Origin of the sequence: Pantoea sp. AG1095 (assembly GCF_003208415.1) — a bacterium.
Lineage (GTDB): Bacteria > Pseudomonadota > Gammaproteobacteria > Enterobacterales > Enterobacteriaceae > Pantoea > Pantoea leporis.
On sequence record NZ_QKMJ01000008.1, the window covers coordinates 146,313 to 158,851 of the forward strand.

Below are 12,539 nucleotides of genomic sequence, written 5' to 3' on the forward strand. Positions count from 1 at the left end.
TTTTTGCCGATTGATTAGCGCCACAGCAGGCGAATACCAGGAATAAGATGGGAATATCGCTGACATGGTGCCAATAGTAACCAGCGCCTAAGCCGCGCCGGGATTGAAGCCAGCTCACAACTCTGAAGATAGCGTGTCACGGCACGCATTTTCGCGTGCTAGTCTCCAGCCATGCCTCTCTCCAGTTTCTCTTTACTGCAGGTTGTATGAAACGCAGATTATCTTTCCAGGTAAAACTCTTTCTGTCGCTGGTGCTGTTTTCCTGCCTGCTACTCGCCTTGCTGGGCACTATTCTGTTTCATTTTATCGATCGCCAGCTGCATCACGATTTGGGACAGCGCGCGCGGGTGCAGGCCAGTGAAATTGCGCTGATGCCCGGCCTGGCAGAGAAAGTAGCGCGCCGCGATATCGCTGGCATCGCCGCGCTGATTCAACCGCTGCGCAACCAAAGCGATGCCAGCTATATCGTGATTGGCGACACACAAGAACACCATCTCTACCACTCGGAGTCACCGGAGCGCCTCAATCTACCGATGATTGGCGGCGACAATGCCGAGGTGCTGCAGGGCAAAACCATTATTTCGGTGCGCAAAGGCGGTATCGGCGTGTCGCTGCGCAGCAAGGCGCCAATCTTAAATGCCGAGCATCAGGTGATTGGCATTGTCTCGGTGGGTTATCTCACTTCCTATATTGCCAATATCAACGTTAGCCTGCTGTGGCAGGCCAGTTTGTATGGCGTGGCGCTGCTGTTGCTGCTGTTTATTTTTTCCTGGATGTTTAGTCGCAACCTGAAAAAACAGATGTTCTGGCTGGAGCCGAAGGATATCGCCCTGCTGGTGCTGCAACAAAAGGCGCTGCTGGAAGCGATGTATGAAGGCGTGTTTGCGGTCAACGCGGAGCGGCAGCTGATTCTCATCAACCGCGCCGCGCGCGAGTTGCTGGATATTCAGCAGAGTGAGAGTGAACTGCTGGGGAAACCGCTGGATGCGGTGTTGCAGATTCCTGCGGCTTTTTTGCGCCAGCATGAGGTGAAAACTCACGATCACGTTACCGTGCTCAATCAGCGTCAGGTGATCGTTAACCGGGTGGCGATCGAGCTGGAACCCGGCGAGCCTGGCGGCTGGGTATGCAGCTTCCGCGATAAAAACGACATCAATACGTTGAGCAGCCAGCTGAGCCAGGTGAAACGCTATGCGGATAATTTACGCATCATGCGTCATGAACAGCTGAACTGGACCGCCACGCTGGTCGGCCTGTTACAGATGCAGCGTTACGACGACGCGATGCGCTACATCCACGCGCAATCAGCTGGCGCGCAGCAGGTGCTGGATTTTGTCTCGGCGCGCTTCACCTCGCCCGCGCTCTGTGGGCTGCTGCTGGGGAAATATGTCAGCGCGCGGGAAAAAGGCGTGGAGCTGAAATTTGATCCGGCCTGCCAGCTGAGCCGCATTCCTGCCGCGCTGAGTGAAACGGCGTTGATGTCGGTAATTGGCAATCTGCTGGATAACGCCGTCGACGCCACGCTCAAAGCCATAACGCCCGCCGCCCCGATAGAATTGTATATTTCTGGCCGTAATCAGGAGCTGTTAATCGAAGTGGCCGATCAGGGTTGCGGCATCGATGACAGCATTAAACCGCATCTGTTTGAGCAAGGCGTCACCAGCAAGCCGTCCAGCAACGACGATATGTTCGGTGCAGAGCACGGCATCGGCCTCTATCTGGCGGCAGGTTATGTACAGCAGGCGGGCGGCAGCATTGAGATCAGCGACAACTCACCGCAGGGCACCATCTTCTCGGTGTTTATTCCGTTCCAGCCCGCCGCATTAACAGGACTTTCCCATGAATAATGCTAAGCCGCTTGATGTGGTGATTGTGGAAGATGAGCCGCATCTGGCCGATCTGCATCGTGAATATATTGAGCAGAACTTTCATCTGCGCGTGGTCGGCATCGCCGCCACGCTGGCGCAGGCGCGCGCGCTGATTGCCGCGCATCAGCCACGCCTGCTGCTGCTCGACAACTATTTGCCGGATGGTCAGGGCGTAACCTTGATTGATGATCCGCTGCTGAAGCGTTTTGAGTGCTCGGTGATTTTCATCACCGCCGCCAGCGACATGCAAACCTGTAGCCACGCGATGCGCAGCGGCGCCTTTGACTACCTGCTGAAACCGGTGTTTTTCCATCGCCTGCGCGCGTCGCTGGAGCGCTTCATGCTGCTGGTGCAGACCCTGCGCCAGATGAAGAATGTCGATCAACAGGCGCTGGATAAGCTGTTCAACCTGCCAGCCAGTGACGCGCCTGCCGCGCCATCCACCAAAGGCATTGAGTCGATTACGCTGGAACGGGTGAAAGGCTTTTTTAACGCAGCACCGCACAGCAGCTGGTCGGTTGAACAGGTGGTAGAAAACATCGGCATCAGCAAAACCACCGGCCGCCGCTACCTCGAATATTGCGTGGAGATCGGATTTATTGGCGTCGAGATGCAGTACGGCAATATCGGCCACCCGCGACGGCTGTACCGCAAAATCCTGTGATCTTGCGCAAATCCCGCGCGCGGCCACTTGCGGTTTTTATGGTGTTAATTGCCTAAACGACGCCAACAATCACACTTCGTGAAGATAACAATCCGTCACCTCTTGTGTGGAAAAGGCGATCGGCTATGTTGACCTTTAGTTCCTCAAATGTAACTAAAAGGTTAATTATAATGTCGAACACTTTTCCTCTGTCTCTGATTGCCGCCACTGTGTTTGTTTCCATGTCAGCCGTAGCGGCTCCGCCGCAAGGTTACCCTTCGGACTACCAAAGCGTGATAGATGCCGCCACCAAAGAGGGCAAAGTGGTGGTCTACTCCACCACCGACATCAAAGCCGCCGGGCCGCTGGTCAAAGGCTTTGAGGCCACTTATCCCGGCATCAAAGTTGAATATAACGATATGAACAGCACCGAGCTGTACAACCGTTTTATCAGTGAACAAGCCTCGGGTGGCACCAGCGGCGATGTGGTGTGGAGCTCCTCAATGGATACCGGCCTGAAGCTGGCGACCGACTACGCGCAGGAGTACAAATCTCCTGAACTGGCGCAGCTGCCGAAGTGGGCGGTGTGGAATAACAAGGCGTACGGCACCACCTACGAACCGGTGGTCTTCATCTACAACAAGCGCATGATCCCGGCCGGTGACGTACCCGATTCGCACGCTGCGTTAGCCAAGCTGATCGCCAGCCAGACCGACAAATTCAAGAGCAAAGTCACCACCTACGATATTGAGAAATCGGGCCTCGGCTTCATGCTCTCAGTACAGGATGCCAAAGCCGACCCCAACTACTTCAAAACCCTGGCCGACGTGGCGAAAGGCGGTTTAGCCGTGCAGTCTTCCACCGGCACCATGATGGAAAGGGTTTCATCCGGCGAAAACCTGATTGGCTTTAACATTCTGGGTTCTTACGCCGAAGCGCGCGCCAAAACCGATCCGTCGCTGGGCATCGCTTATCCGAAGGACTACACGCTGGTGCTGTCACGCGTCTCGTTCATCAGCCAGCAAGCGCAACACAGCCATGCGGCTAAGCTGTGGCTCGATTACGTGCTGTCTGAAAAAGGGCAAAGCATTCTGGCCAATCAATCCGATATCCCTTCCCTGCGCAACGATATTGAAGGCAAAAATGACATTGATGGCTTGACCAAAATGTTAGGTAACGCGCTGAAACCGATCCCGGTTGATGAAAGCCTGCTGGAATATCTGCAACCGAAAAAACGTCTGGATTACATCAAACAGTGGCGCACAGCCGCCGGTAAATAACGGCAGTACCGAAGCGCGGCCGCTGCGTCGCGCTTCTCTTTCTGTTATCTGATTCGCCATTCAGGGTCTCAATATGCGTGCATTGCAGAGAAAGTGGCAAAGCCTGCCGCGCGGCGTTGTGGTGCTGATAACCGCGCTGGTTATCTACGTTCCGCTGTCGTTTATCGTGATACAAAGTTTCTTGTCCGCCCCGTTCTTTTCGCCGTCGAAAGCGTGGAGCCTCGAGTCGTTTGAATTTATTTTCACCGATCCCGACTTCTATAAAGCGCTGCGCAGCGGATTTATTCTCGCCTTCGGGCTGGTGATCATCGCCATTCCGCTGGGCGGTATTCTGGCGTTTCTGATGGTGCGCACCGATCTGCCCGGCCGACGCATCATTGAGCCGCTGATCCTCGTGCCAATTTTTGTCTCGCCGATGGTACTCGGCTTTGGTTACGTGGTGGCGGCGGGCCCGGTGGGATTCTTCTCGCTGTGGGCACAATCGCTGTTCGGTTTTGTGCCGTGGAATATCTACGACATGTCGAGCATCGTGGTGATCGCCGGGCTAACGCACGTCCCGCACGCCTATCTGTATATCTCTTCTGCGCTGCGCAGCGTGGGATCGGATGTGGAAGAAGCGGCGCGTATTGCGGGCGCGACACCGCTGCAGGTGATGACGGCGGTGAGCTTGCCGATGGTGCGTCCTTCGATGCTGTATGCCACCGTGCTGCTGTTCTTCCTCGGGCTGGAGGTGTTCGGCCTGATGCTGGTGCTGGGCGATCCCGAAGGCAACATGGTGTTGGCTACCTATCTCTACCAACTGACTAATAAACTCGGCACGCCTTCTTATCATCTGATGGCCGCCGTGGCGGTGGTGCTGATCTGTATCACCATCCCGCTGGTGATGCTGCAACGCCGCCTGATGCGCACCGCCAATCGCTTTGTCACCGTAAAAGGCAAAGCCTCGCAGGCGCGTGCGCTGCCGCTGGGCAAATGGCGCTGGGTGGCGGGCGCGGTTGTTGCCTTCTGGCTGACGGTGACCATTGGCGTGCCGCTGCTGGGCGTGGTGCTGCGTGCGTTTATCTCAAACTGGGGCGTTGGCGTCTCGCTCTGGGATGAGCTGTCGATCAAAACTTTCCAGACTATCTGGGCGCAGCCTAATCTGCTGCGCGCCATCGTCAACTCGATGGCGATTGGGGTGATTGGCGGCGCGCTGGCGGTGGTGTGTTATCTGTTTATCGGTATCGCCATGCACCGCAAACCCGATAACACCACGCGCTTTCTCGACTACAGCGTGCTGGTACCGCGTGCGGTGCCGGGCTTGCTGGCTGGCCTGGCGTTTCTCTGGGTGTTCCTGTTCCTGCCGATGTGGCTGGATAACTCGCTCAAATCGGGCTGGCTGTCTGATTTCGTCTGGTCGCAGTGGCTGCGCGATAACCTGATCGTCTGGCTGCGGTCACTGCGCAGCACCATCTTCAGCGTCTGGCTGGCGTATACCGTGGTGTGGATGGCGTATGGCCTGCGTCTGATCTCGTCCACGCTGCTGCAGGTCGGGCCGGAACTGGAAGAGGCGGCGCGCAGCACCGGCGCCACGCGCGGACAGATCACGCGTCACGTCACCATTCCGTTATCCCGTTACGGCCTGATTGGCTCATGGCTGCTGATGTTCCTGATTTTCGAGCGCGAATATTCCACCGGCGTGTACCTGCTTTCGCCCGGCACGGAAACCATCGGCTCCATGCTGGTTTCCCTGTGGGCGGCGGGCGCGATAGATATCGTCGCCGCACTCTCGTTTATTAACATCCTGCTGGTCGTGGTCGGTTTGGGTATTGCCCTGCGATTTGGAGTCAAATTACATGATTGAATTATCGGTCGAGAACCTGCACTTAACTTACGGCGACAATCCGGTGCTGAAAGGCGTGTCGATGAACTTGCAGCGCGGCGAAGTGGTTTCTCTGCTTGGTCCGTCCGGCAGCGGCAAAACCACGCTGCTGCGCGCAGTCGCTGGGCTGGAGAAGCCAACGCAAGGCACGATTGTGATTGGCAATAACACGGTTTACGCCGGCACGCCGCGCAGTGAGATCCCAGCGGAAGAACGTAATCTGGGGTTGGTGTTCCAGTCCTACGCCTTGTGGCCGCACAAAACAGTGTTCGAGAACGTGGCGTATCCGTTAAAGCTGCGCAAAGTAGCGGCGGCGGAGATCACCCAACGCGTGCAGGATGTGTTGGTGCAGTTGGGGTTAGGCCACCTTGGTAAACGCCATCCGCACCAGCTTTCTGGCGGTCAGCAGCAGCGCGTGGCAATTGGTCGTGCGCTGGTCTACAACCCGCCGGTGATCCTGCTGGATGAGCCGTTGTCGAATCTGGATGCCAAGCTGCGCGAAGAGGCGCGCGTGTTCCTGCGTGAGCTGATCATCAAACTGGGCTTGTCGGCGCTGATGGTGACACACGACCAGAATGAGGCGATGGCGATTTCCGACCGTATTTTGCTGCTCAATAACGGCAAAATCGAACAGCAAGGCACACCGCAGGAGATGTACGGCTCACCGAAAACCCTGTTCACCGCCGAGTTTATGGGCAGCAACAATCGGCTGCACGGCAAAATCACCGAGCTGCGCGACGGCAAAGCGCGCATCGAGGGCAAAGGCTGGGCGTTGTGGGGATTGGCGGGCGCAGGCGTGCAAAACGGCCAGGAAGCCACGGCGGTAATCCGCGTCGAGCGGGTGAAACTGGTAGAGGGGCCGTGCGAAAATCAGCTGGAACTGCCGCTGCTCACCAGCATGTATCTTGGCGATCGCTGGGAATATTTGTTCCGCACCCAGGGCGATGATTTTGTCATTCGCGCTTATGGCAGCGAGGTGCGCGATCCGCAGCACTGCCATCTGGCATTGCCGGAAAACCATGTGTGGATTTTCCCGAAATCCTGATGTTTAAGGAGGCGGCCAGCCGCCTCCTTTCTTCACTGATAATCCTCATTAAAAATAAATTTTTTAAAACAGAATAAACAGCGACACATCACCTCCTGCTATTAAATACGCCGCTCAATAATTAAATTCTTTCTGTACTTATTTTATTCAAGACATGTCTTAGCCGGTTTTTTGCCGCATCTTTCATATTCTCTCTGCCATCAAGTTATATCCCCATCCCTTAACCATCCCGCGTGCGAATCATCGTGTTATTGCGGCGTGATGTATTTTTACATGCAGAGAGTCAAAATGAATAAAAATTATCGGGTTATCTGGAACCACAGCCAGGGTAATTATGTTGTCACCTCCGAGCTGGCACGCGGTAAAGTGAAATCATCCCGCTCCAGCACAGCACGTCGCCTCACCGCAGGCTGCGTGGCGACGGCCTTCATGGCGATTTCCAGCGTCGGGATTATCCAGCCAGCGCTGGCCGCCCCCGCTTACGGTGAATATGCTTCTGGCGCAGGCAATATTATTGATATTCAGGATAAGGACGTAGCCACCAATGATGACAATGCGCACGCCTTATTTATTGAAAAAGGCGCCACCGCGCACAGCAATAATATGAACTTCACGACCCGCGGTAAAAAAGCGTACGGGGTTTATGTTACTGGTAGCGGATCAAGTATTGATGTCACGGGTGGTACAATTACCACTACAGGTCCACAGGGATATGGTTTAGCGGCTGGCAATGGCGGCAAGTTAATGGCTAGCGATATTACCCTGAATACTTCCGGCGTGGGCGTTTACGCCGATAGATCCAACATTCTGGCCAAGAACCTGAGCGTACAGGCCAACGCCTATGGCGTTTACGGTTTGGGTGCAGGTACCGAGCTTGTCATTGCCGACAGCAATGTAAACGTGAACGGTAATGGAGCCTACGCGCTGCTGGCTGAAAATGGCGGCAACGTTACCAGCACCAACAGTCATTACACCACGTCAGGTAGCAGCGTTTACGGCGCATGGGCAAACAAGGGATCTGAACTCACCATTATCGGTGGCAGCATTACCAATACCGGAAAAGAAAGCATCGGTATTTTCGCCAAAAGCGGTGGCGTAGTAAATGTTGATGGCGTGACCGTCGTGTCTACCAGTCAGGGCATCAATAGCTACAGCTCAGCCGTGGCAAATGTGGCCAACAGTCATGTCACCGTTACGGATAAAGGGGCGTACGGATTACTGGCTGAAAACGGCGGAAAGACGACCAGCATCGATAGCCACTATATTACGACGGGCGACAGTGCCTATGGTGCGTGGGTCAATACCGGTTCGGAACTGAATATTTTTGGTGGCAGCATCACCACCACCGGTGAAGCCGGTTATGGGATGTTTGCTAAAAGTGGCGGAATTTTAAATGCTGATAATGTTAAAATAGATTCTCGTGGAACAGGAATCTATTCAAGCAACTCTTTAATCAATGCCAATAACATCGTCATCGCCGCATCCGAAGAAAAAAGAGACGCTGTCAAATCTACTTATAACGGTATTATTAATCTTACGAACTTCATCATTGGGAATACTATTGCACGCACAGCCATATTCGCATCTGAAGGCGGCTTAATAAATGCCAGAAGTGGTCAAATAAAAGTCAGTGGCACAGGTGCTGCAGCAGTCAAGGCCTATGCGAGTGATAGTAAAATCACAAGTGAAGATTTATATATTGAACTTGAAAATCAAGCCACAGGCGTCGCCAGCTTTTACGAATCATTAAACGAAGTCAAAAACTCTCGTATCACCAGTAATCAAGGTGGTAAAGCATTTTGGGTGCATGGTGCGGGTACATTAAACGTATCAGACACTCATATTAACATGAGCAATGAAAATGCAAATGACAATACTGTTACTGGCATTAATATTGATGGCTACACCAAAAGTCATTCTCATGTTAGCTTTAAAGACTCAAGCTTTAACTTGATGGGTGACAAAGCTACCGGTATTTCGGTTGCTATCGATAAAGTTGATTTAGATTTAATTAATACCACATTCACTGTTAACCATGGCACAGTCATTAGAGCGATGGATTATGCGGATTTGACCGTCAACCTCGATCATTCAGCGTTAATGGGTAATACGTTGATTGAAACAGGAAATCCCGAAAATGCGGATGAACGGATATTGCGTGAAGTGAAACTCAACGCGGTCAATGATTCTGTCTTAAAGGGTGACATTAATATTGATCGCAACAAAGTGTCCTCTTCTTCTGTGTCACTGTCCTCAGGTTCCGCATTGATGGGTATGATCAGGGGCGTACACGACGTTAACATTGATAACGCCAGCTGGAATATGACGGGAAATTCTTCCGTTGATAATCTCAATGTTACTAATGGCACCATTGCCTTTACTCCTGATGCCAAGAGTTTTAATACTCTGACAGTAAACGGTGACTACCACGCTGACAACGCCAAACTGATGATGAACCTTGCGCTGGCGGGTGACGATGCGGCTAGCGATAAATTGCATATCGCCGGCAACGCCAGCGGCACCACCAAAGTTCAGGTGCACAATGCGGGCGGTAAAGGTGCTGCCACGCTGGAGGGCATTGAGTTGATTCGCGTTGAGGGCACGCAAAACGGTGAGTTCCTGCAGGATGGCCGCATTGTCGCCGGCGCGTGGGATTATGCGTTGGTGCAGGATAAAAACGGTAAGTGGCGCCTGGTTAGCGATCCGATTCCCGTTGATCCAACGCCTGTCGATCCCATTATTGATCCAACGCCTGTCGATCCCATCAAAGACGAGAGCGGCGATACGGGTACCGTCATTGCACCGGAGGTGCCGCAACCGAAACGTACCCCGCGTGCTCGTCCGGAAGTCGGCAGCTATATTGCTAACCTTGCGGCGGCCAGCAACCTGTTTACCCTGAGCGCAGCCGATCGTCCGGGCGTGACAGAATACCGTGATGCGCTGACCGGCAAAGTGGAAAAAACCACGCTGTGGCTGCGCAACGAAGGCGCGCACGGGCGCTTCAGTGACAGCACCGCGCAGCTGAAAAGCATCACCAACAGCTACATGACGCAGCTGGGTGGCGACATCGCACAATGGAGTTTGAATGGCAGCGACCGTTTCAGCCTCGGCGTGATGGCGGGTTACGGCAACGCCAAAAGCAATACGCTGTCGAAAACCACCGGCTACAGCGCCAAAGGCCAGGTTAACGGCTACAGCGGCGGTATCTATGCCGGCTGGCAGCAGGACAGCCAGACGCGCAGCGGCGCCTTTGTCGACAGCTGGCTGGCCTACAACACCTTCAATAACAGCGTAAAAGGTGAAGGTCTCGGTCAGGAAAGCTACAAGTCGAAGGGGATGACAGCGTCATTGGAAGGCGGCTACAGCTTCGCCTTCGGCGAGCAGCAGCAGTATCGCCTGCAGCCGAAAGCGCAGGCGGTGTGGATGGGCGTAAAAACCGGCGATTATACCGAGCAGAACGGCACCCGCGTCAGCGCCACCGGCAAAAATAACGTGCAAACCCGCACCGGCGTTCGGGCAACCATGCACACCGCCACCGCGCAGCCTTACGCTGAAGTGAACTGGCTGCATAACACGCAGCGCTTCGGCAGCAAACTGGATGGCGTGAAGATTGAGCAGGCGGGTGCGCGCAACATCGGCGAAGTGAAACTGGGTCTTGAAGTGAATCCGAGCCAGCACGTCGGCATCTGGGGCGGCATCGCGCAACAGGTTGGCGGTAAAGGCTTCAGCGATTCCAGCGCCACGCTGGGCGTCAAAGTCAGTTTTTGATAGCGCAATCGGCCTCTTTTAATCAGAGCATCGCTGGAAACAGCGGTGCTTTTTTTATGGCCAGAGCTCTTTCCCCACAAACAAAAAAAGGCGAGGCCAAAGGCCTCGCCAAACAGGTGCTGGACCTCAATCGTAATAAGGAAGTTTACGATCGACACCGTTAATGTTGACCAGCACAAAGCCCGTAGGCGCGGTTTTGTTGGTCGGCGTACCGGCCGCCGTCGCGACCGTCAGCACCCCTTTCTCGTTCGCGCCAATACCGGCCAAACCGTTATGCAGCCCGAAACGCGCCGCCGGTTTGAAACCGCCCAGTTTGGTGGTATCGGTCACGACCGAGAAGTCCTGCTGGAACAGCGAGCAGGAACCGGTATCGAAACGCGTAGGGCCGGTGCATTTCAGGTTCATCATGGTGTCACCGCTGTTGGCGCGCAGTTTTACCCACACCGCCGCATAGGTAGTGCCGACGCGGCTGTAGCGGATATCCAGCACCGCAGGTTGTCCCATGTGATAGGCATCGGCCCACACCGTTTCCAGACGCTGCAGATTGACCCAGGTTTTGCCGGTCGCCGCCACGTTGACCGGTGAGCCGGCAGTGCCCGTTGGCTGAGTGGCATCCGCTTTACCAATAAACTCCATTACCCACTGCTGGTTAGCGTTCGGGAAGAACAGCTGCCCGACGCGATACCAGTTATCGGTATCGGTGTTATTAGTAATTTTGTAGCCGCTGAAGTAGCCGGCGCGCAGCGATCCGGTCATAAAGGTGCCGTAGTTCTCGTCGCGACGGTAGCCATACTCAAAGGTGGATAACCAACGTCCGGCCACCGCATCCAGGCTGAGTTTTGCGCCGGATTGCAGATTGAGCTGACGGATCACCACGCGCGCATTGTTGAGATTCAACGGCGTACCGCAATCCTCAATGTTCAGCGTATCCACCGTCCAGCCGCCGTCAGACAGATCGCCCGGATTACGCGTGTGCTCAATCCACACGTTGCGAATAATCCCCTGCGTCACGCGCGGCATGTAGAGCGTGGCGTCGCCATAACCGGTCTGGAAGTTACAGTTACACAGCTCAATCGCCGTGGAGTGATCCCACGCGCCTTTTGGCGAGTTTGACCAGCCGACATCAAACACGCGTCCGTAGGTATACAGGGTGTAAATCTGGTCGAATTTACTGTCGAGGGTATCCAGCACTTTAATCACCGTACCGCCGTTATTCTGCGCGCGGAAACAGTAGATATTGACGGTGGTGCCTTCGATACAGGTGTTTTCGAAGAACGGCTGCACGTTGCTGCACATGTCGGCAGTGATGGTGCTTTTGTTGGTGGTGATATCGGCGGATGCCTGGCCGTTCCACGCAATACCGCGGATTGAGGTACGACGCGCCTTCACCTTGAACACCGTGTTGGCGCTTTTGTCGGAAATGATGGTGGTGCGCGGCAGCGAACCCAGCTCAACGTCATCCCCCTGCAAACCGAAGAAGGCGCGCTCGGTACCGCTGATGTCGATGGGGCTAATCAGGAATCGACCGCCTGGAAAACGCACCGGTAATGCGGTGATGTTGCCTGAGTAGCTTTGCGTCCACGCCAGCATACGGTTAAACGCCTCGGTATCGTTGGCGTAACCGTCGCCTTTGGCACCGAAGTGATAAACGTTGATTTCGGTGGGATCGTTAATCACGCGTTTCCAGTAAAAACCGTTACCGATCACCAGCGTACCGCCATCTTCTACCGCCGTGGTGGTGCCGATAAAACCGGTAAAATCACCGCCACCGTGGAAGGTGGAGTCCGCGTTGTAACGACGTAAGAATGCCAAATCGCCGTTTTTGGTCGGTACAGTGGTGCGCAGTTCTGCATAAGAGTTAACTTCGATCATCATAGCCTCCTCGGCTTTTCGGGTAGGTAATGCAAATGCATGAGAGCAACGTTACTGAGCCGGTTGGCCGCAGTGCTGATCCCAAAGATCGTTGTGGTTGTTGATGGCGCGCACGGTGCGAACGTCCATGCGCTCGGCGTCATTGCCGTGGGTGTAAATCGGGGAAAACAGGGTGCAGGCTGAGTCGATGACGACGGGAGAT

Annotated in this window: 8 protein-coding genes; 7 read left to right on the forward strand and 1 reads right to left on the reverse strand. The window is 54.6% G+C overall.

The window, feature by feature from the left end:
* Positions 1 to 206: 206 nt before the first annotated feature.
* The 6 genes from DEU53_RS16750 to DEU53_RS16775 all read left to right on the forward strand — a co-directional run bounded on the left by DEU53_RS16750 (position 207) and on the right by DEU53_RS16775 (position 10,465).
* Entirely contained in the window at positions 207 to 1,847 is a 1,641-nt protein-coding gene (locus DEU53_RS16750) for a sensor histidine kinase (RefSeq protein WP_110867791.1), read from the forward strand.
* Complete coding sequence (locus tag DEU53_RS16755) at positions 1,840 to 2,532, forward strand: response regulator (protein ID WP_110867792.1); 693 nt, start codon at positions 1,840 to 1,842, stop codon at positions 2,530 to 2,532. Before DEU53_RS16750 ends, DEU53_RS16755 begins: the two co-directional genes overlap by 8 nt.
* Before the next feature lie 170 nt (positions 2,533 to 2,702).
* Positions 2,703 to 3,791, forward strand: a complete 1,089-nt coding sequence (locus DEU53_RS16760) for an ABC transporter substrate-binding protein (RefSeq protein WP_110867793.1) — start codon at positions 2,703 to 2,705, stop codon at positions 3,789 to 3,791.
* Positions 3,792 to 3,864: 73 nt separating this feature from the next.
* Positions 3,865 to 5,634, forward strand: coding sequence for an iron ABC transporter permease (locus DEU53_RS16765; protein WP_110867794.1), 1,770 nt, complete (start codon positions 3,865 to 3,867; stop codon positions 5,632 to 5,634).
* On the forward strand, positions 5,627 to 6,697 hold the full coding sequence (locus tag DEU53_RS16770) for an ABC transporter ATP-binding protein (RefSeq protein WP_110867795.1): 1,071 nt from the start codon (positions 5,627 to 5,629) through the stop codon (positions 6,695 to 6,697). Before DEU53_RS16765 ends, DEU53_RS16770 begins: the two co-directional genes overlap by 8 nt.
* A 288-nt stretch (positions 6,698 to 6,985) precedes the next feature.
* Entirely contained in the window at positions 6,986 to 10,465 is a 3,480-nt protein-coding gene (locus DEU53_RS16775; protein WP_158527637.1) for an autotransporter outer membrane beta-barrel domain-containing protein, read from the forward strand.
* A 126-nt stretch (positions 10,466 to 10,591) separates the two neighbouring features.
* Here DEU53_RS16775 and DEU53_RS16780 read toward each other — a convergent pair whose 3' ends face one another.
* The gene (locus tag DEU53_RS16780; protein ID WP_110867796.1) at positions 10,592 to 12,337 is read right to left on the reverse strand and encodes a glycosyl hydrolase family 28-related protein; all 1,746 of its coding nucleotides are present in this window, start codon (positions 12,335 to 12,337) and stop codon (positions 10,592 to 10,594) included.
* 39 nt (positions 12,338 to 12,376) lie between these two features.
* Between DEU53_RS16780 and DEU53_RS23010 the strand changes: the two genes are divergently transcribed.
* The gene (locus DEU53_RS23010) at positions 12,377 to 12,520 is read left to right on the forward strand and encodes a hypothetical protein (protein WP_158527638.1); all 144 of its coding nucleotides are present in this window, start codon (positions 12,377 to 12,379) and stop codon (positions 12,518 to 12,520) included.
* Positions 12,521 to 12,539: the final 19 nt, after the last annotated feature.

Excerpts from the sequence above, each read along its gene's own strand:
- DEU53_RS23010 (WP_158527638.1), top strand. The coding sequence starts at position 12,377 with ATGAGAGCAACGTTACTGAGCCGGTTGGCCGCAGTGCTGATCCCAAAG.
- DEU53_RS16760 (WP_110867793.1), top strand. The coding sequence starts at position 2,703 with ATGTCGAACACTTTTCCTCTGTCTCTGATTGCCGCCACTGTGTTTGTT.
- DEU53_RS16755 (WP_110867792.1), top strand. The coding sequence starts at position 1,840 with ATGAATAATGCTAAGCCGCTTGATGTGGTGATTGTGGAAGATGAGCCG.
- DEU53_RS16770 (WP_110867795.1), top strand. The coding sequence starts at position 5,627 with ATGATTGAATTATCGGTCGAGAACCTGCACTTAACTTACGGCGACAAT.
- DEU53_RS16780 (WP_110867796.1), bottom strand. The coding sequence starts at position 12,337 with ATGATCGAAGTTAACTCTTATGCAGAACTGCGCACCACTGTACCGACC.
- DEU53_RS16750 (WP_110867791.1), top strand. The coding sequence starts at position 207 with ATGAAACGCAGATTATCTTTCCAGGTAAAACTCTTTCTGTCGCTGGTG.
- DEU53_RS16765 (WP_110867794.1), top strand. The coding sequence starts at position 3,865 with ATGCGTGCATTGCAGAGAAAGTGGCAAAGCCTGCCGCGCGGCGTTGTG.
- DEU53_RS16775 (WP_158527637.1), top strand. The coding sequence starts at position 6,986 with ATGAATAAAAATTATCGGGTTATCTGGAACCACAGCCAGGGTAATTAT.